At 67.9% G+C, this 17,619-nt stretch carries 19 protein-coding genes and 1 pseudogene; 10 read left to right on the top strand and 10 right to left on the bottom strand.

The features are described from left to right. Nucleotides 1-80: 80 nt before the first annotated feature. From ACN27E_RS22950 to ACN27E_RS22930, 5 genes and pseudogenes are all read right to left on the bottom strand, one after another. Nucleotides 81-323 (bottom strand): annotated as a pseudogene (locus tag ACN27E_RS22950) (DNA-formamidopyrimidine glycosylase family protein); the annotation flags it as partial. A 14-nt stretch (nucleotides 324-337) separates the two neighbouring features. After that, a complete protein-coding gene (locus ACN27E_RS22945) occupies nucleotides 338-730 on the bottom strand; it encodes a phage holin family protein (protein WP_422744984.1) in 393 nt (130 codons plus the stop codon). Between the two features lie 26 nt (nucleotides 731-756). Further along, nucleotides 757-1,494 (bottom strand): precorrin-6A synthase (deacetylating), encoded by a 738-nt coding sequence (gene cobF, locus ACN27E_RS22940; protein ID WP_422744982.1) that lies wholly within the window; start codon nucleotides 1,492-1,494, stop codon nucleotides 757-759. 15 nt (nucleotides 1,495-1,509) lie between these two features. Then, nucleotides 1,510-2,568 carry a YihY/virulence factor BrkB family protein gene (locus tag ACN27E_RS22935; protein WP_422744981.1) on the bottom strand — a complete coding sequence of 353 codons (1,059 nt, stop codon included), beginning with the start codon at nucleotides 2,566-2,568 and terminating at the stop codon, nucleotides 1,510-1,512. Between the two features lie 84 nt (nucleotides 2,569-2,652). Next, nucleotides 2,653-2,961 (bottom strand): DUF4235 domain-containing protein, encoded by a 309-nt coding sequence (locus ACN27E_RS22930; protein ID WP_422744979.1) that lies wholly within the window; start codon nucleotides 2,959-2,961, stop codon nucleotides 2,653-2,655. Nucleotides 2,962-3,012: 51 nt separating this feature from the next. Between ACN27E_RS22930 and ACN27E_RS22925 the strand changes: the two genes are divergently transcribed. The 4 genes from ACN27E_RS22925 to ACN27E_RS22910 all read left to right on the top strand — a co-directional run bounded on the left by ACN27E_RS22925 (nucleotide 3,013) and on the right by ACN27E_RS22910 (nucleotide 7,576). Beyond that, nucleotides 3,013-3,879: an LLM class flavin-dependent oxidoreductase gene (locus ACN27E_RS22925; RefSeq protein WP_422744978.1), complete on the top strand. Its 867-nt coding sequence runs from the start codon at nucleotides 3,013-3,015 to the stop codon at nucleotides 3,877-3,879. Between the two features lie 38 nt (nucleotides 3,880-3,917). Continuing rightward, on the top strand, nucleotides 3,918-4,928 hold the full coding sequence (locus ACN27E_RS22920) for a chemotaxis protein CheB (RefSeq protein WP_422744976.1): 1,011 nt from the start codon (nucleotides 3,918-3,920) through the stop codon (nucleotides 4,926-4,928). Further along, entirely contained in the window at nucleotides 4,918-5,676 is a 759-nt protein-coding gene (locus ACN27E_RS22915) for an STAS domain-containing protein (protein WP_422744974.1), read from the top strand. Before ACN27E_RS22920 ends, ACN27E_RS22915 begins: the two co-directional genes overlap by 11 nt. 94 nt (nucleotides 5,677-5,770) lie before the next feature. Beyond that, complete coding sequence (locus ACN27E_RS22910; protein ID WP_422750070.1) at nucleotides 5,771-7,576, top strand: CheR family methyltransferase; 1,806 nt, start codon at nucleotides 5,771-5,773, stop codon at nucleotides 7,574-7,576. Here the strand turns inward: ACN27E_RS22910 and ACN27E_RS22905 are convergent. Next, complete coding sequence (locus ACN27E_RS22905; protein ID WP_422744972.1) at nucleotides 7,573-7,971, bottom strand: hypothetical protein; 399 nt, start codon at nucleotides 7,969-7,971, stop codon at nucleotides 7,573-7,575. The genes ACN27E_RS22910 and ACN27E_RS22905 overlap by 4 nt on opposite strands. Nucleotides 7,972-8,028: 57 nt before the next feature. Then, entirely contained in the window at nucleotides 8,029-9,072 is a 1,044-nt protein-coding gene (locus ACN27E_RS22900) for a helix-turn-helix transcriptional regulator (RefSeq protein ID WP_422744970.1), read from the bottom strand. 86 nt (nucleotides 9,073-9,158) lie between these two features. Here ACN27E_RS22900 and ACN27E_RS22895 point away from each other — a divergent pair, with 86 nt between their 5' ends. The 4 genes from ACN27E_RS22895 to rnhA all read left to right on the top strand — a co-directional run bounded on the left by ACN27E_RS22895 (nucleotide 9,159) and on the right by rnhA (nucleotide 11,573). Next, nucleotides 9,159-9,920 carry an SDR family NAD(P)-dependent oxidoreductase gene (locus ACN27E_RS22895; RefSeq protein WP_422744969.1) on the top strand — a complete coding sequence of 254 codons (762 nt, stop codon included), beginning with the start codon at nucleotides 9,159-9,161 and terminating at the stop codon, nucleotides 9,918-9,920. A 125-nt stretch (nucleotides 9,921-10,045) separates the two neighbouring features. Continuing rightward, entirely contained in the window at nucleotides 10,046-10,435 is a 390-nt protein-coding gene (locus ACN27E_RS22890; protein WP_422744968.1) for a hypothetical protein, read from the top strand. 41 nt (nucleotides 10,436-10,476) lie between these two features. Beyond that, on the top strand, nucleotides 10,477-11,115 hold the full coding sequence (locus ACN27E_RS22885; RefSeq protein ID WP_422744966.1) for a glyoxalase: 639 nt from the start codon (nucleotides 10,477-10,479) through the stop codon (nucleotides 11,113-11,115). Next, a complete protein-coding gene (gene rnhA, locus ACN27E_RS22880) occupies nucleotides 11,112-11,573 on the top strand; it encodes a ribonuclease HI (RefSeq protein WP_422744964.1) in 462 nt (153 codons plus the stop codon). The genes ACN27E_RS22885 and rnhA overlap by 4 nt, the downstream gene beginning before the upstream one ends. Nucleotides 11,574-11,588: 15 nt before the next feature. On the opposite strand, the gene ACN27E_RS22875 is transcribed toward rnhA, so the two are convergent. The 3 genes from ACN27E_RS22875 to ACN27E_RS22865 form a co-directional block, all read right to left on the bottom strand. Next, the gene (locus tag ACN27E_RS22875; protein ID WP_422744962.1) at nucleotides 11,589-13,190 is read right to left on the bottom strand and encodes an FMN-binding glutamate synthase family protein; all 1,602 of its coding nucleotides are present in this window, start codon (nucleotides 13,188-13,190) and stop codon (nucleotides 11,589-11,591) included. 139 nt (nucleotides 13,191-13,329) lie between these two features. Beyond that, the gene (locus ACN27E_RS22870; RefSeq protein ID WP_422744960.1) at nucleotides 13,330-14,526 is read right to left on the bottom strand and encodes an FAD-dependent oxidoreductase; all 1,197 of its coding nucleotides are present in this window, start codon (nucleotides 14,524-14,526) and stop codon (nucleotides 13,330-13,332) included. Nucleotides 14,527-14,541: 15 nt separating this feature from the next. Then, nucleotides 14,542-15,921 carry a rhodanese-like domain-containing protein gene (locus ACN27E_RS22865; protein ID WP_422744958.1) on the bottom strand — a complete coding sequence of 460 codons (1,380 nt, stop codon included), beginning with the start codon at nucleotides 15,919-15,921 and terminating at the stop codon, nucleotides 14,542-14,544. Between the two features lie 177 nt (nucleotides 15,922-16,098). Here ACN27E_RS22865 and ACN27E_RS22860 point away from each other — a divergent pair, with 177 nt between their 5' ends. After that, a complete protein-coding gene (locus ACN27E_RS22860) occupies nucleotides 16,099-16,695 on the top strand; it encodes a rhodanese-like domain-containing protein (RefSeq protein ID WP_422744957.1) in 597 nt (198 codons plus the stop codon). Nucleotides 16,696-16,697: 2 nt separating this feature from the next. After that, nucleotides 16,698-17,573 (top strand): sulfite exporter TauE/SafE family protein, encoded by an 876-nt coding sequence (locus ACN27E_RS22855; protein WP_422744955.1) that lies wholly within the window; start codon nucleotides 16,698-16,700, stop codon nucleotides 17,571-17,573. Nucleotides 17,574-17,619: the final 46 nt, after the last annotated feature.

Below are 17,619 nucleotides of genomic sequence, written 5' to 3'. Positions count from 1 at the left end.
GCCTCCCCCGGCGTGCCGAGGTGCACGCGCAGCGCGATCGGGCCCTTGCCCGGCTTGAGCGGTGCCGCGGCCAGCTTGTCCGACCAGCGCAGCCAGCCGGCCCGCGAGAGGTGGGTGATCAGCAGCAGGTCACCGGCGGCCAGCCCCAGGTATTTGCCCCAGCGGCGCGCGTCGGTGACCTCCCGGCCATGCAGCGCGGTGATGGGCGGGTCGAAGGTCTTGAGGACCGAGAACGCCGACACGTCGACCCGGACGATCGGCAGTCCGACGGCGTGGCGACGCAGATGGTCGGCGAGGGCTTCGACCTCGGGGAGTTCGGGCATGGTTCCAGTGTGCGTCAGCGGTCGGCGGTGAGCCCGCCGGTGACCAGGGACAGCAGCCAGCTCACGACGGACAGGAGGATGGCCGCCCAGATCGCGGTCCACCAGAAGTCGTCGATGTAGAGACCCCAGTGTGTGGTGTGTTCGGTGATCCACGCGGTCAGCCACAGCATGAGCGCGTTGACCACCACGTGGAACAACCCCAGCGTGAGGATGTACAGCGGGATGGACACGAACTGCACGATCGGCTTGATGACCGCGTTGACCAGACCGAACACCACGGCGACGACGAAGATGACCCCGATGCGGGCGAGCGTGGTGTCGCCGCCGACGAACTCGATACCCGACATCAACCGGGTGACGATCCACAGGGCGACGCCGGTCACCGCCGCGCGTAGCAGGAAGGCCATGGCCTGATCCTGCCAGCGCCCGTCACTCAGGCGCGCAGCAGATACGTGTCCATGATCCAGCCGTGCCGGGCCCGCGCCTGCGCACGCAGCTCCTCGATACGCGCGCCGTCCTCCCCGACGGTGCCGCTCACCAGCACCTCCTCCGAGGTGCCGAGGTAAGCACCCCACCAGATCCGCGTCTCCGGCGCGCATACGGTGAACGAGCACTCGGCGTCGAGCATCACCACCGCCGTACCGGAGAGGCCCTGCTCGCGCAGCCGCCGTCCGGTGGTGACCAGCACCGGTTCGCCGACGTCGTTGAGCGGGATCCGATGCCGCGCGGTCAGCGCCTGGATCGCGGTGATGCCGGGGACGACGTCGTAGTCGATCTCCACGAATTCGCGGACCAGATCGAGGATCCGCAGCGTGCTGTCGTACAGCGACGGGTCGCCCCAGGCCAGGAAGGCGCCGACACCGTCGGGCGCGAGCTCGGCTTCGATGGCGTCGGCCCACAGCCGGGCGCGCCGGGCGTGCCAGTCGGCGACGATCCTGCGGTATTCCCCGTCGGCCGCACGCTTGGGGTCGGGCAGCTCGACGAAGCGATAGTCGTGGTCGTCGATGAAGCGGCTGCAGATCTCCCGGCGCAACGCCACCAGATCGTCTTTGGTCTCCCCCTTGTCCATGGCGAAGAAGACGTCGGTGTCGTTGAGGGCTGTCACGGCCTGGGCGGTCACATAATCCGGGTCGCCCGCACCGATGCCGATGACGTGGATCCGTCGAGTCACGCCAGCGAGTATGCGCTAACTGGATCGGCCGCGGCTGCGCCGCAACGTTCGGCCCATCCTGACGTCCTTCTCCTCGGCCTCGGCCATCTTCTTGACATTGCGGTCATCGCGCGGCGGCAGCAGCAGTTCCCGCTCGGCGGGCATGCCCGCCTGCAGCTGCCGCCCACGTTCGAGTTCGGCGTCGAGTTCGGCCCCGAACAGCAGCACCAGATTGGTGATCCACAGCCAGAGCAGGAACACGATCACCCCGGCCAACGTGCCGTAGGTGGTGTTGTAGCTGGAGAAGTTGGCCACGTAGAGACCGAAGCCCACCGAGGCGATGATCCAGACGACGATCGCCACGGTGGCGCCGATACTGATCCAGCGGAATTTGGGCTGTTGGACGTTGGGCGTGGCGTAGTACAGCACGGCCACCACGGCGACGACGAACACCAGGATCACCGGCCACTTCACGATGTTCCACACGGCCACCGCCGCACCGCCCAGGCCGACCGCGTTGCCGACCGCCTCGGCAAGCGGACCGCTGACGGCCAGCATGAAGGCCACGGCGGCGGCCAGCACCAGCGCCACCAGCGTGAGCACCAACTGAAGCGGGCGCAGCTTCCAGAAGGGTCTGCCCTCGTCGATCTCGTACATCCGGTTCATCGCCCGCCCGAACGCGCCGACGTAGCCCGACGCCGACCACAGCGCTCCGAGGATGCCGATGACGAGCGCGAAGCCCGCGGACGGCGCCGCGACCAATTGTTCGATGGTGGGGCGCAGCGTGTCGACCGCCGATGCCGGGGCGACGTCACCGACGAGGTCGAGGACGGCGTCGGTGGTACGCCTGCCCTGACCGAACACACCGAGCAGGGACACCATCACCAGCATCGCCGGAAACAGGGACAGGACGGCGTAATACGTCAACGCCGCGGCGAGGTCGGTGCACTGGTCGGCGGTGAACTCGCGCGCCGTCTTGCGCAGCACGTACAGCCAGGACCGCTTCGTCAGATCGGCCGGCGAATCGGGTTTGCGTGGATCGTCGGGATCGGGCATCCGCTCAGGGTCGGCGATGTCCGTCTCGGTGTCAGCCATCTCCGGTCGATACCCGGGCTGTTTGGTGCCGAAACGATCCGACGGGCCGATGCCACGGAGGCGCTCTCGCGGCGCGCGTCGAGATCAGACCTCGGGGTCCTCGTTGGTGAGTGCGCGGAATCCCTTGGCCTGGGTACGCGCCACCGCAGCCCGGACCACGCCCACGATAAGGCCTTGCAGGGCCGCGGTGAGAAACACGTCGCGCGCAGACGTCGAGAGGTCCGTCGCCTCCGGTGGCTCCTCTCCTTCCGGATGGAGCCGCTCCCAGATCAGGGTGAAGATCTTGCCGGCCAACAGGCCGCCCCCGATGCTGCTGGCGATGGTCAGTGGTTTGTACAGAGTCTTGGCGGCGCTCACGACGAACTCGTTCCCGGCGTCCCGATCTTCAAACATGAAACTAGAACAGGTTCTAGTATTCGGTGCACCCGACCATCAGGAGGAGCTGTGCGGTTCACCTATGCCGAGGCGATGACCGATCCGACCTATTACATCCCGCTGGCCAAGGCCGCCGAAGCCGCCGGCTATCACGCGATGACGATTCCCGACAGCGTCGCCTATCCCTTCGAATCGGACTCCACCTATCCCTACACCCCCGACGGCAGCCGCGAGTTCCTCGACGGCAAGGCGTTCATCGAGTCGTTCGTCCTCGCCGGTGCGCTGTGCGCGGTCACCACCACGCTGAAGTTCAACTTCTTCGTCCTCAAGCTGCCGATCCGCCCGCCGGCGCTGGTCGCCAAGCAGGCCGGCTCGCTGGCCGCCCTGTTCGACAACCGGCTCGGCCTCGGCGTCGGCACCAGCCCTTGGAATGAGGACTACGAGCTGATGAACGTTCCGTTCGCCAAGCGCGGTAAGCGGATGGATGAGTGCATCGAGATCATCCGCGGGCTGACCACCGGCGACTATTTCGAATTCCACGGCGAGTTCTACGACATCCCCAAGACCAAGATGACGCCGGCGCCGACGAAGCCGGTACCCATCCTGATCGGCGGCCATGCCGACGCCGCGCTGCGCCGCGCCGCCCGCTGCGACGGCTGGATGCACGGCGGCGGTGACCCCGAGGAACTCGACGGTCTGATCACCAAGCTCAATCGGTTCCGCGAGGAGGCCGGTAAAACCGGGCCCTTCGAGATCCACGTCATCTCCGTCGACGCGTTCACCGTCGACGGCATCAAGCGGCTCGAGGACAAAGGCGTCACCGACGTCATCGTCGGCTTCCGGATTCCTTACATCACCGGCCCGGACACCGAGCCGCTCGAGGACAAGATCCGCAATCTCGAATGGTTCGCCGAGAACGTGATGGCCAAGGTGTGACCAGGTTCGGGAGGCCGGTCGGCGGGTACTAACCACTGATGGTTTCCGACCCCGACCCGCTCCGGGGCGTGGTGGCCGTCGGCGCATCCGCCGGGGGCGTGGAGGCCCTTACCCATTTCGCGGCCGCCCTGCCGCCCGACCTGCCCTACGCGGTGCTGGTGGTCCTGCACGTGCCCGCCGAGGCACCCAGCGTGCTGGCCAGGATCATCGACCGGCAGGGACCGCTGCCCGCCACGAGGGCCACCGACGGCGAAACCCTCACGGCCGGAAGAATTTACGTGTCCGCGCCCGATCGTCACCTGCTGGTCGACGACCACCGCATGCTGCTGACCGAGGGACCCACCGAGAACGCCCATCGCCCCTCGATCAACGCACTGTTCCGCTCCGTGGCGCTGGCATTCGGTCCCCGGGCGATCGGCGTGGTGATGTCCGGCGTGCTCGACGACGGTGTGCTCGGGGCCAAGGCCATCCGCGCCCGCGGCGGTGTGACCGTGGCCCAGCTGCCCGACGACGCCCTCTTCCCGGCGATGCCGCGAAATGCGCTCGACGCCGGGGCGATCGACCACCAGGCGGCGGCCGCAAACATCGGCGCCCTGCTGATGAAGCTGGCGGGCCGCACGATCGAGGAGTTGGCGATGGAACCCGACGCCGGCATGGAACTGGAGAACCGGATCGCGATGGGGTCACGGTTCACCGTCGCCGCGGACACCGAGGCGCTCGGACCGCCGTCGGGCTACACCTGCCCGGATTGCAACGGCTCGCTCATGCAGTTGAGCGAGTCGAGTTACCGCTGCCATGTCGGACACGCCTGGACCGCCGAGGCGCTGCTCGCCGCCCGGGACAGCGAGATCGAGGGCGCACTGTGGATCGCACTGCGCAGCCTGCAGGAGAAGGCCCGGTTGTCGCGCCGGCTGGCGGATAACGTCGGCCCGGGCGGCCTGAAGGACCGCTACACCCGTCAGGCGGAGGAGGCCGAACACGCGATGACGGTGCTCGGAGAACGCCTGTCGGACCCGTCGACCGGCATCGAGGATCACGGTGGCGCCTAGCCCGGGCGGACTGGTGATCGACGCCGGCGCCGCCGGCGAGGCGACGGTGCTGACACCGCGCGGTGTCCTCGACGGTGCGACCTACCGACAGCTGCGCGACCGGATCATCAAGGCGGCGCTGGACGGCCCCCACGCTGTCATCGTCGACGTCACCGGGTTGCTGGTCCCGGCCGAGTCGGCGTGGTCGGTGTTCACCAGCGCCCGCTGGCACGTCGCCCGCTGGCCTGATGTCCCGGTCGCGCTGGTCTGCGAACACAGCGGCGGACGGGCAGCTATCCGCCGCAACGGGGTGGCCCGTTACCTGCCGGTGTACGCCACCATCGGCGCAGCGCTCGCCGCACACTGCGACTCCGACGCTCGCCGCGTCCGGCGCAGGGCACGGGTGGATTTCGACGACGACGACGCCACCCTCGTCCGGGCCCGCGCGGCCGTCGAGGAGTGGCTGACGCGGTGGTCGCACACCGCCTACATTCCGGCGGCCAAGGTGGTGGCCACCGCACTGGTGGAGAATGTGTTGCAGCACACCGCAAGTCGGCCGTCCCTGCGCCTGGAGACCGACGGGACCGTGGTGACCGTGGCCGTCGAGGACACCAGTGCCGCCCCCGCCCACGTTCATGAAGCCGTCGAGTGGCCCGATCAGCCGTCGGGTCTGCGCATCGTCGCTGCACTCTGCCGAATGTGGGGCAACGCGCCGACGTCGACCGGTAAGACGGTGTGGGCGGTACTAGGGCCGGAGAAGTGCCTCTAGCGGTGAGTATGTTCGATCCGCAGCGGCAATCAGCGGGACGGGACGACGGGTGAGCGACGAGACTGACGAGGCGTTCGAAGCGCTGTTGCGTTATATGCGCGATTCCCGGGGTTTTGACTTCACCGGGTACAAGCGAACGTCGCTGATGCGACGGGTTCGGCATCGGATGGATCAGGCCGGGCACACCACATTCGAGGAGTACCTCGACGTGCTGCAGGCCTCCTCGGAGGAGTTCGCGTCCCTGTTCAACACCATCCTCATCAACGTCACCGGGTTCTTCCGCGATCCGCCGGCCTGGGAGGTGATCCGTGACGACGTGGTGCCCACCCTGCTGGCCGAGCGTGGCCCCAACGACCCGATCCGCATCTGGAGCGCGGGCTGCGCGTCGGGCCAGGAGGCTTACACGCTGGCGATGATCCTCGCCGAGGCGTTGGGGCCCGACGAATTCCGGCGCCGGGTGAAGATCTACGCCACCGATGTCGACGAGGACGCCCTGACCGAGGCCCGGGCGGCCACCTACGACGCCAAAGGCGTCGAAGGCATTCCCGCCGACCTCCTCGAGCGGTATTTCGACCATACGAACGGCCGCTACGTCTTCCGCAAGGACCTCCGCCGGGCGGTCATCTTCCGCCGCAACGACTTGGTCAAAGACGCGCCGATCTCCCGCGTCGATCTCCTGACGTGCCGCAACACCCTGATGTACTTCAATGCCGAGACCCAGCGAAACGTTCTCAGTCGCCTCCATTTCGGGTTGGCGCCGCACGGGACGCTTTTCCTCGGCCACGCCGAGATGCTGCTCAGCCACAGCGACCGCTTCACTCCCGTGGACCTGAAGAATCGCATCTTCCGCAAGACGCTCAGCCCCTATCGGCCACCCGAGCGCATCGACACGATGATCCCCGTGGTGGTCGACCGCGGCGGCGACCTGCCGACGCTGTCCCCGATCAGAGATCTGGCATTCCGCGTCAGCCCGGTGGCGCAGATCGTGGTGACCGGCGATGACGTCGTCGCGATGGTCAACCAGCAGGCGGAGCTGACGTTCGGCCTGTCCGCCCGCGACATCGGCCGGCTCCTGCGTGACCTCGAGGTCTCGTTCCGGCCGGTGGAACTACGCGCCTATGTCGAACAGGCGAAGGTCGAGCGACGCTCCGCCCGCATCGAGGATGTCCGGTGGCAGCGCGCCGGTAACGACGACATCTGGTTCGAGGTGCACGTCAACCCGTTGGTCGACGCCGACAACGGGCTGCTCGGTGTGTCGGTGGTGTTTTTCGACGTGACGTCCACCCGCGCGCTGGTCGACCGGGTGGTGCATACGAACGGACAACTCGAGGCCGCCTACGAGGAGTTGCAGTCCACCAACGAAGAACTCGAGACCACCAACGAGGAACTGCAGTCCACCGTCGAGGAACTGGAGACGACCAACGAGGAACTGCAGTCCACCAACGAAGAACTCGAGACGATGAATGAGGAGTTGCAGTCCACCAACGACGAACTGCACACCATCAACGACGCGCTCCGGGACCGCAGTGCCGAACTCGACGACGCTCAGCGATTCCTGGACTCGCTGGTGAATTCGGTGCGGTTCGGGCTGGTCGTCGTCGATCGTGAGATGCGGGTGGTGGTCTGGAACCGGGGTTGCGAGGAGTTGTGGGGGCTGCGCGCGACCGAGACCGTCGGCAACGCCCTCGCGACGCTGGACTTCGGACTGCCCATGACCGGAGTCAACCCGCTGATCGGTCAGGTGTTCGTCGAGGCGGACAGCGTCGGCAGGACGACGGTCGACGCGGTGACCAGGCGCGGCAGACCGGCGCGCATCCGCATCACCTGCAGTGCATTCCGTTCCCCGGGTGGGACGGTCGACGGTGCGCTGCTGCTGATGGAGGCCGAGGCGGCGGACTAGCGCATCCGCTTGCGGTCCGCGACTTCACCGACATCGTCCGCGTCGGCGGCGGCCTCGTGGCGAGCGGCCTCCTCGCGATGCCGCTCCGCGGCGTCCAGATGGGAATCGCCATCGCCGTCGGCGGCCCGCACCGCAGCGTCCTCATGTAAAGCCGCGGCGCGGCGGTGCACTTCCCCGGCCTCTCGGTGCCGGATCGCCGCGGCGTGATGCGCCAGCGCCGCACGGACGAGCGCCTCGTCGGCACGCACACGGGCACGCTCCACGGTGTCCCCCGAGGACGGCAGGCCATCCGCGAGTTCGGCGCGTCGGTAGCGGAGCTCGTCTGCGCGCGCCTTGGCCGCCGCACCCCGCGCTCCCGGTGCGGATCGATCGGGCGGATCGGACGTGGAGCTCATGCGTTCACTCCTGGACGAACAAGGACTTCACCTGGTGAGAACTGTGCCGTGCGGCGGTCAATCGCGCAGGGTTTCATGCGGGCTCCGGCCATACGTCTGCCGGTACATCACCGCGAACCGCCCGGTGTGCGCGAATCCCCAGCGCGCCGCGATCGCCGTCACCGTGTCGTGCAGAACATAGGCCTGCTTGAGATCTTGATGCGCATGTTCCAAGCGCAACCGCCGCAGGTACTGCAACGGAGTGGTGTCCAGGTGCCGGCGGAACATGTACTGCACGGCACGCGACGACACGTGCACCGCGTCGGCGATGTCGGCCAGCGCGATGTCGTTGGCGGCGTTGCTCTCGATGAACTCGACCGCGCGGCGCAGCAGGACCGGTTGGTGGTCGGTGCGGTCGTACGGGCGCGGTTCGGCGCCCGCCGACGCGGGGAAGGCGGACAGTGTCGCGGCGGCCAGCATGCGCCCGGCCTGACCGAGGAGCAGCGGCGAGACGGTCGCGTCACCTCCGAGCACGGTGTCTTTGACGAAAGCGAAGGTGTCCTTCCACAGCTGCGCCGCGGCACCGTCGATCGGGTCGAAACGCGCGAACCGCACCGAACCCGGAGCCTGCTCCGCGGGCAGGCCGGTCGCCACGCTCGCCACCATCGCGGGGTCGAGCAGCACCGACGTCACCTTCACGTCGACCGAGTGCGACTCGAACGGCAGGTCGTGTTGGGCGGTCATGGCGATCTCACCGGCGCCGGCGCGCCGGCCCATGCCCTCGCAATCCGATTCCACCACGCCGCGTTCGACCCACAGCACCCGAACCTTCTCCAACGCGTCGGGGGCACTCTTGATCTCGCCGTCGACGACGATGTCCTCCACGGCGAACGCGCCTGCCGAGATGCGAGTGTGCTCGAGCAGCGCGCGCCCGTCGCCGCGCGGCTCACCGATCGACAGGCGTAGCCGTACACCGTAGGCGGCCTCCAGGAACGCCGCCGCTTCGTCGGGATCGGTGATCGCGACGTGCGATCGGACGGGTGCGTCGGTCAGGCCGGCAGCTGAAGTAATGGTGACCACCTCAACCAGGAATGCGCTGCGGGGCTGGTCACTCAACCCCATGGTTGAGGACATTTTACTCAGTGCGGGCCGCCTCGGCCCTGAGAGCCGTTGACGGCCGTCAACGCCGATGTGGTGGGATGACGGGCATGCCCGTTCTGGACAAATTCCGTCTCGACGACAGGGTCGTCATCGTCACCGGCGCCTCCTCCGGACTCGGGGTGGCCTTCGCCCGGGCGTGCGCTGAGGCCGGTGCCGACGTGGTGCTCGCCGCGCGCCGGGCCGACAAGCTCGCCGGGACGGCGGAGCTGGTGCGTTCGGCCGGGCGACGCGCACTGGCCGTGGCGACCGACGTCGCCGACCCGGCCCAGTGCCAGGCCATGGTCGACGCCGCCGTCGCCGAGTTCGGCCGGGTCGACGTCCTGGTCAACAATGCGGGTGTCGGCACCGCGGTACCCGCCACTCGGGAGACCCCGGAGGAATTCCGCGCGGTCGTCGACGTCAACCTCAACGGGTCGTACTGGGCGGCGCAGGCCTGTGGGCGGGTGATGCAGCCGGGCAGTTCGGTGGTCAACATCTCCAGCATTCTCGGCATCACGACCGCAGCACTGCCGCAGGCCGCCTACTCCGCGAGCAAGGCGGCGATCGCCGGATTGACGCGGGACCTGGCGCAGCAGTGGGGTTCCCGTAAAGGCATCCGGGTCAATGCGATCGCGCCGGGCTTCTTCGCCTCGGAGATGACCGATCAGTACAAACCGGGCTACCTGGACAGCGTGACGTCGCGGGTGGTACTCGGCCGTATGGGCGACCCCGAGGAACTGGCGGCGACCCTGGTGTGGCTGGCCTCCGAAGCCGGTGGCTACGTCACCGGGCAGACCATCGTCGTCGACGGTGGCGTGACCATCACCTGAGCCCGTCTCACGCCACCAGGTAGTGCTGGCCCGGCATGAACTCACCGAGCGGTACGGCGCCCACATACCCGGGGTGCGTGCTGCCGAATCGGGTTTCGCCGGCACCGGCGGGGGTAGCCGGTGGCGTGTCCGATCAGTCGTTCCCCTTCGCGTTCACCCGGCCCTACCAACTCGCCGCGGCGCCGTTCGGGGTTTTTCCGTCCACCTCGGAAGTGGTGGTGCACGACGGGCGGCTCATCGTGTGGTTCGGTCCGTGGCAGGTGGAGTCGTCCTTGGACAACATCGTCGCCGTCGCGATCACCGGGCCGTATTCGTTTCTGCGCGCGGCCGGCTCGGCCCGGGTGGCGGTGGCCGACCGTGGGCTGACCCTGGCCACCAATGGCGACCGCGGGGTGTGCATGCTCTTCGAGGTGCCGGTACCCGGAATCGAGCCGACCGGGCGTATCCGCCATCCCAATCTGACCGTTACAGTGGCCGACTGCGAAGGCTTGGCCGCGGCACTGAAACCCGACTGACGACATCGGGGAGAGGAATCGATGATGCGCGCGAAACGGTCATGACCGTCGAAGTCGGTATCCTGGTTGTCGCCGACCCACCGCAAGCGTGGTCCGAAGCCGGTTTCACCGTCGGCCCCGACGCTCAGTGCCAGGTCGGTGGCGTCGGGATCCGGCTGGTGGGCCGCGATCACGGCACCGGCATCATCGGCTGGTCCCTGCGCGGAATTGCTTCGGACATCGCCGAGCTCGACGGTATTCCCACCCGCGCGGTGGACGGGTCACCGTCGGGTCGGCCCGGCGCGCACCCCAACGGCGTTCTGTCGATCGATCACATCGTGTGGATGTCGCAGAACCTGTCGCGCACCACGGCGTGTCTGGCGCAGGTGGGTGTACAGGCGCGCCGGGAGCGGGAGACCACCCTCGCGGGGCGGCCGATCCGTCAGATCTTCTTCCGGTTCGGGGAGGTGATCGTGGAGGTGGTCGGCTCGCCCGAGACGGCCGGCGACGGCCCGTCGTCGCTGTGGGGCATCACCTACACCGTCGCCGACATCGACGCGACGGCGGCGTTCCTCGGTGACCGGGCCGCACCGGTGAAAGACGCCGTGCAGCCGGGGCGCCGGATCACCACACTGCGCCACGACGCCTTCGGAATGTCGGTCCGCACGGCCGTGATCTCACCGCCTATCCTCACCGCATGACCGAAGACGTCGTCGTGATCCACACCGACGGCGGCTGCCGGCCCAACCCCGGCCCGGGCGGCTGGGGCGCGGTGCTGCGACACCGTGAGCATGTCCGTGAGATGTTCGGTGGTGAACCCGGCAGTACCAGTAACAACCGAATGGAGCTCACCGCGCCGATCATGGCGCTCGAGGCGCTGACCCGACCGGTCACCGTGCACCTGCACACCGACAGCACCTACGTCCGCAACGGCATCACCAAGTGGGTACTGGGCTGGGAACGCAACGGCTGGATGACGGCGGCGAAGCAGCCGGTCAAGAACGTCGATCTGTGGCAGCGCCTGCGGGCGGCCTGCGCGCAGCACCAGGTCACCTGGTTCTGGGTGAAGGGACACGCGGGCATCGCCGACAACGAGTTGGCCGACCAACTCGCGACCCGCGGTCTGCGCGAGGCGACTGCCGGCGTGACGCTCGGCTGAGCAATACGGCAAGCGCTATTGCGCCGCCTGCTCCGGTCCGGTGGACGGCTCGAGTGGTGCGTGTTCGACCACCTCGTGGGCGCCGGGTCCGCCGTCGAAGCGGCGCATGTACGAATCGATGTCGTTGACGATCGCCGGGCCGGGCACCCCCCACGATTCGCCGTAGTGGTAGACCTCGGCGAGGGGCCGGTGCCCGCGGTCGCCGTCGAGGATCTCCACATGCCGAGGGCTCAGCATGGCCGGATGGCGCACGCCGGCGGCCTGCGAGACCTTGAGCAGGTCGCGCCGCAGCGTCAGGACATAGTTGGCCAGCCGATGCGACTTCTGTTCCGGGTCCAGACCGCGTGCGAGCCAGGGGTTCTGGGTCGCCACGCCGGTGGGGCAGCGATCGGTGTGGCATTTCTGGGCCTGGATGCATCCGACGGCCAGCATCGCCTCACGCGCCACGTTGACCAGATCGACGCCCAACGCGAACGCCACGATCGCGTTGGCCGGCAAGCCGAGCTTGCCCGACCCGATCCAGGTGACCCGGTCGGTCATGCCGCGCTGGGCGAACACCGAGTAGACACTGGCGAAGCCGATCCGGAACGGGAACGACACATGGTCGGCGAAGACCAGCGGCGCTGCGCCGGTGCCGCCTTCGCCGCCGTCGACGGTGATGAAGTCCACCCCGCGCCCGCCGTCGTCCATCCGGTCGGCTAGCTCTTCCCAGAACCCGATGTCACCCACCGCCGACTTGATCCCCACCGGCAGTCCGGTCGTGTCGGCGATCCGTTCGACCACGTCGAGCATCTCGTCGACGTTGCCGAAAGCGGTGTGCCGGGACGGGCTGGCCACATCCTTGCCCTGTTCCACACCGCGGATGCGGGCGATCTCGGCGCTGACCTTCGCGCCGGGCAGATGACCGCCCAGACCCGGTTTCGCGCCCTGGCTGAGCTTGATCTCGATGGCGCGCACGGGGGCGGAGGCGACGACATCCACCAGCCGGTCCAGATCGAAGTCTCCGCGCGCGTTCCGACAGCCGAAATAACCGGTGCCGACCTGGAATACCAGATCACCGCCCTGGCGGTGGTGGTCGGACAGACCGCCCTCACCCGTGTTGTGCCAGCAGCCGGCGATTCTGGCACCCCTGTTCATGGCCGCGACCGCCGGAGGGCTCAGCGAGCCGAAGGACATCGCGGACACATTGACCACCGAAGCCGGGCGGAAGGCGAACCGCCGGCCGCGGGGCCCGCCGAGCACTTTGGCCCCCGGGACCTCGATGTCGTGGCCGTGGATGGGGGACGCCGGGACGACGTCGGAGAACGTCGCCTGCTTGATGATCGGATATGCCGAATTCTCGACGTCGTTGTCGGTGCCGAAGGCGAAGTAGTTGTTCTCCTTCTTGGCCGACGCATACACCCACCGTCGTTGATCCCGACTGAACGGCCGCTCGGCATCGTTGCTGGTGATGATGTATTGGCGCAGCTCGGGGCCGACGGATTCCAGCAGATAGCGCAACCGTGCGATGACCGGGAAATTGTGGCGCAGCGCATGCTCCTTCTGCAGGAGATCCTGCAGCGCGATGCCGGCCAGCGCCGCGGCCGGGGCCAGGGCGGCGAGCGTCCGCTTGCTCATGGCCGCAACACTGCCACACCGCGCGCCGCCTGTCGGGGAATCGGAGGATGCCGCGCAGCGCGATCACTCAAGAGCGACAGCCACTTTCGCTGCAGAGCCACCGCGCTTCATCGAGCCCCGCACGGGTCGTGGCGTTGGGTCAGGCGAGCCCCTTCAGCATCAGATTCCAGTACATGAACGGCAGTCCGTACTTCTTCAGATACCAGTAGCCGCGGTGCGGCGTGGTCGGGTCCACCAGAGGAATCGACGGAGTCAGGTTCAGGTCGTAGTCGAACTCCGCCAACAACATCGCGTGCGAGGACGTGACGATCGGGCATGACCCGTAGCCGTTGTACGACGCGGTCAGCGGGCGGCCCCGCAGCAGAGCGTCGATGTTCTCGACCACCACCGGGGCCTGTTTGCGGATCGCGGCCCCGGTCTTGGAGTTCGGTGACGATCCGGCATCGCCGAGGCTGAACACGTTGGGGTAGCGCACGTGCTGCATCGTGTGTTTGTCGATCTCGACGTACCCCGCTGCATCGCCGGTCGACAGGGGGCTGGATTTGATCCAGTCCGGGGCCGATTGATGCGGTACGGCGTGCAGGACGTCGTAGGGCAGCACCGTATCCACTCCACCTGCGGTCGCCGTCACACCCACCTTGCGGGATGCGGCGTCGACGCCGGTCACCTCGGCGTTGGTGTGCACGGTGATGCCGTAGTCCGCGGCGATCGCATCGAGGCTGTCGGCGATGGCCGGAATGCCGAACAACCGCGGGGTCGGCACCACCAGATGGACGTCGATGTCGGAGAGCACTCCCCGGGAACGCCAGTAGTCGCTGGCCAGGTAGGCGATCTTCTGCGGCGCCCCGGCACACTTGATCGGGCCGGACGGCATCGCGAACACCGCGGTACCCGACCGCAGACCGCGGATGAACTCCCAGGTCCGAGGTGCCAGATCGAACCGGTAGTTCGACGACACCCCGTCCTTGCCCAGAGCGTCGGTCAGCCCCTCGGTGCGGTTCCAGTCCAACTGGATACCGGGGCATACCACCAGGACGTCGTACTCGTAGACCGCACCGTCGACACAGCCGACCATGTTGTTGTCAGGATCGACTGTCGCCGCGGCATTCTTGATCCACGTCGCCCCCCTGGGCATCACCGAGGCCTCCGGCCGGGCGGTGGCCGCAGCCTCGGCCTGGCCACCGCCGACCAGCGTCCACAGCGGTTGGTAGTAGTGCACGTCGGACGGTTCGATGACGGCGACACCGGAGTAGCCCTTACGTACCAGGCGGGCCGCTACCGAGATACCGGCGGTGCCGCCGCCGACGATGACGATGTGATGCTTGTCGGTAGCCATGACTTGTCCTGTCGCTCAGGCGTTCTGGCGGGATTCCGCCCAGGCGCCGAAGCCACCCAGGATGTCGCTGACATCGGTGAAACCGTTGCGCCGCAACAGGCTCGCCGCCACCGAGGACCGGTAGCCGCCGGCGCAATACACGACGGTCGGTTTGGCGGCATCCAGCTCGCTCAGCCGCCCGGGCAGCTGGCCCACCGGGATGGAGATCGCGTTCGGGATGGTGCCGGCGGCCACCTCACCCGGGTTGCGGACGTCGACGATCTGTAGATCGGCCAGTTCGGTGGCACGCTGATCGAACGCCTTGGCCGTCAACCGGGACGCCAATTGCACGTCGTCGGGGTGCGCGAACATCACCTCGAACGGGCGGTCCAGATAGCCGATCACCCGGTCGAACCCGATGCGGGCGAGCCGGTTCTTGGCTTCCAGCTCCTGACCCGGCTCGGTGAACAGCACGATGTCGGCGTCGGTGGGGACCACCGAACCCGCGAACTCGGCGTACCGGCCGTCGAGTCCGATGTTGATCGCGCCGCGCAGGTGGCCGGTGGCGAATTCTTCGGGACCGCGCCCGTCGACCAGGATGGCGCCGGCCGTCATCGCCGTGCGCACCTGCTCGTAGGTCATGGCGGCCGGCATCTTGTTCTGGTCCAGCAGCCCCCGCTCCTTGCGGTTGAGGATGGCGTCGTAGACGAAGTAGCTCGGCGCCGGCGGCTGACCCTCGGTGACCAGCGCCATGAAGGTGTCCTTGTCCGGCGCCCGCAGCGCGTAGTTGGTCTCCTTCTGTTCACCGATCGTCGACCACAGATCGGTGGACAGGTTCTTACCGCAGGCTGAGCCCGCGCCGTGCGCCGGATACACCCGGGTCGCGTCGGGCAGCGTCATCAGCTTGTCGTGCAGCGAGTGGAAGAGCTTCTCGGCCAGTTCCTCACGGGTGAACCCGATCGAGGCCAGCAGGTCGGGCCTGCCGACGTCACCGATGAACAGCGCGTCGCCGGTGAGCACCCCGTAGGGCACCTCGTCGCCGGCATGTTCGTAGACGACGATGCTCATCGATTCCGGGGTGTGGCCGGGGGTGTGCCGGAACTCCAGCGACACGTCACCCAGCGAGTAGCGCTCGCCGTCGGCCACGCCCATCGAGTCGAACTCGGTCTCAGCGACCGAGGAGTACACGATCTTCGCGCCGGTCGCCTTCGCCAACTCCAGGTGTCCGGACAGGAAGTCGGCGTGGAAGTGCGTCTCGATGACGAGTTCGATCGTGAAGCCCAATTCCTCGGCGTCGGACAGGTACTCGGCCACATCGCGCTGCGGGTCGACAACGACTGCGCGCCCGGTGGTTTCGTCGGCGATCAGATAGGACGCGTGGGACAGGCAGTCCAGGTAGTACTGGATGAACTTCATGGCGGAGGTCCTCTCGTTCGGTGGGTGGGTCCGGCCTTCCGCGATCCAGAGTGCCGATACCCCTACGGGTATGTCAAGTACCCGGGGGGGTATATAAATTCCCACTTGCATTTACCCCATGGGGTATGTCTACCATGGATCAAGTAATACCCATGGGGGTATCGAGAGGACACCGACATGACCGCACCCACCACCATCGATCCCGGCGATCTGAACCGGATGCTCGGATCGGCCACCCCACCCCGGATGCTCGACGTACGCACCCCGGGTGAGTTCGAGACCACCCACATCGCGGGCGCTTACAACGTGCCGCTGGATCTGCTGCGCGAACACCGCGATGAGATCGTCAAGCACCTCGAGGAGGACGTGGTCCTGGTCTGCCGGTCCGGCCAGCGCGCCGCCCAGGCCGAGGAGGCCCTGCGCGATGCCGGCCTGTCGAATGTGCACATCCTCGCCGGTGGCATCACCGCGTGGACAGCCCAGGGCTTCGCGGTGAACCGGGGCGCGGCGCGCTGGGATCTGGAGCGACAGGTGCGGCTGGTCGCGGGCTTGATCGTGGTGTCCAGCATCCTGGGCAGCGTCGCCGCCCCGAAACTCAAGTGGGTGGCCGGCGCGGTCGGCGGCGGACTGACGTTCGCGGCATTGTCCAACACCTGCGCCATGGGCATTTTGCTGTCGAAGCTGCCTTACAACCGCGGCGCCTCCTGCGACGCCCAGAGCATCGTCACCCAGCTGATCGACGGCAGTTCCACGGACGAGACGACGGCGGCCTGACCATGTTCGCGCTCACCGTCGGCTTGGCCGTCTTCGTCGGCATCGCGCTCGGACTGTTGGGCGGCGGCGGCTCCATCCTGACCGTTCCGCTGCTCGCCTACGTCGCGGGCCTGGACGCCAAACAGGCCATCGCCACCTCCCTGCTGGTGGTCGGCGTCACCAGTGCGATCGGTGCGGTCTCGCACGCCCGAGCCGGACGCGTACAGTGGCGTACCGGCTTGATCTTCGGTGCCGCGGGAATGGCCGGCGCCTACGCGGGTGGGCTGCTGGCGCGTTTCATCCCGGGCACTGTGCTGCTCATCGGCTTCGCGCTGATGATGATCGCCACCGCCGTCGCCATGCTGCGTGGGCGGAAGACGATCGAGACCGCCGGAGCTCCGCATCGCCTGCCCATCCCCAAGATCGTCGCCGAGGGCCTGGTGGTCGGGTTGGTCACCGGACTCGTCGGCGCCGGCGGCGGCTTCCTCGTGGTGCCCGCCCTTGCCCTGCTCGGTGGACTGCCGATGCCGGTCGCGGTCGGCACCTCGCTGATCGTCATCGCGATGAAGTCGTTCGCGGGACTGGGCGGCTACCTGTCCAGCGTGCAGATCGACTGGTCGGTCGCCCTGGCGGTGACCGCTGCCGCCGTGGTCGGCGCGCTGATCGGTGCACGGCTGAGCGCCATGGTCGATCCCGATTCGCTGCGCAAGGCGTTCGGCTGGTTCGTGCTGACGATGTCGTCGGTCATCCTGGCCGAAGAGATCCACCTCGGGGTCGGGATCGCCGCGGCGACGTCGACCGGGATCGCCGCACTGCTGACGTTCGCCTGCAACCGCTACGCCCGCTGCCCGCTGCGTCGGTTCATCGGCGTCGGGGCCGCCCGCGGCGCGCCGGCGTGAGCGCGGGGAATACCCCCGCCGGTACCATCGCTGTACCGTCCGGAGA

Source organism: Mycobacterium sp. WMMD1722, from assembly GCF_049315205.1.
Taxonomy (GTDB): domain Bacteria; phylum Actinomycetota; class Actinomycetes; order Mycobacteriales; family Mycobacteriaceae; genus Mycobacterium.
Note: the sequence above shows the minus strand (reverse complement) of the source record. Positions and strands in the feature narration are given on the sequence as shown.

Excerpts from the sequence above, each read along its gene's own strand:
- ACN27E_RS22945 (WP_422744984.1), bottom strand. The coding sequence starts at position 730 with ATGGCCTTCCTGCTACGCGCGGCGGTGACCGGCGTCGCCCTGTGGATC.
- ACN27E_RS22935 (WP_422744981.1), bottom strand. The coding sequence starts at position 2,568 with ATGGCTGACACCGAGACGGACATCGCCGACCCTGAGCGGATGCCCGAT.
- ACN27E_RS22930 (WP_422744979.1), bottom strand. The coding sequence starts at position 2,961 with ATGTTTGAAGATCGGGACGCCGGGAACGAGTTCGTCGTGAGCGCCGCC.
- ACN27E_RS22920 (WP_422744976.1), top strand. The coding sequence starts at position 3,918 with ATGGTTTCCGACCCCGACCCGCTCCGGGGCGTGGTGGCCGTCGGCGCA.
- ACN27E_RS22910 (WP_422750070.1), top strand. The coding sequence starts at position 5,771 with ATGCGCGATTCCCGGGGTTTTGACTTCACCGGGTACAAGCGAACGTCG.
- ACN27E_RS22905 (WP_422744972.1), bottom strand. The coding sequence starts at position 7,971 with ATGAGCTCCACGTCCGATCCGCCCGATCGATCCGCACCGGGAGCGCGG.
- ACN27E_RS22900 (WP_422744970.1), bottom strand. The coding sequence starts at position 9,072 with ATGGGGTTGAGTGACCAGCCCCGCAGCGCATTCCTGGTTGAGGTGGTC.
- ACN27E_RS22895 (WP_422744969.1), top strand. The coding sequence starts at position 9,159 with ATGCCCGTTCTGGACAAATTCCGTCTCGACGACAGGGTCGTCATCGTC.
- ACN27E_RS22885 (WP_422744966.1), top strand. The coding sequence starts at position 10,477 with ATGACCGTCGAAGTCGGTATCCTGGTTGTCGCCGACCCACCGCAAGCG.
- rnhA (WP_422744964.1), top strand. The coding sequence starts at position 11,112 with ATGACCGAAGACGTCGTCGTGATCCACACCGACGGCGGCTGCCGGCCC.
- ACN27E_RS22875 (WP_422744962.1), bottom strand. The coding sequence starts at position 13,190 with ATGAGCAAGCGGACGCTCGCCGCCCTGGCCCCGGCCGCGGCGCTGGCC.
- ACN27E_RS22870 (WP_422744960.1), bottom strand. The coding sequence starts at position 14,526 with ATGGCTACCGACAAGCATCACATCGTCATCGTCGGCGGCGGCACCGCC.
- ACN27E_RS22865 (WP_422744958.1), bottom strand. The coding sequence starts at position 15,921 with ATGAAGTTCATCCAGTACTACCTGGACTGCCTGTCCCACGCGTCCTAT.
- ACN27E_RS22860 (WP_422744957.1), top strand. The coding sequence starts at position 16,099 with ATGACCGCACCCACCACCATCGATCCCGGCGATCTGAACCGGATGCTC.
- ACN27E_RS22855 (WP_422744955.1), top strand. The coding sequence starts at position 16,698 with ATGTTCGCGCTCACCGTCGGCTTGGCCGTCTTCGTCGGCATCGCGCTC.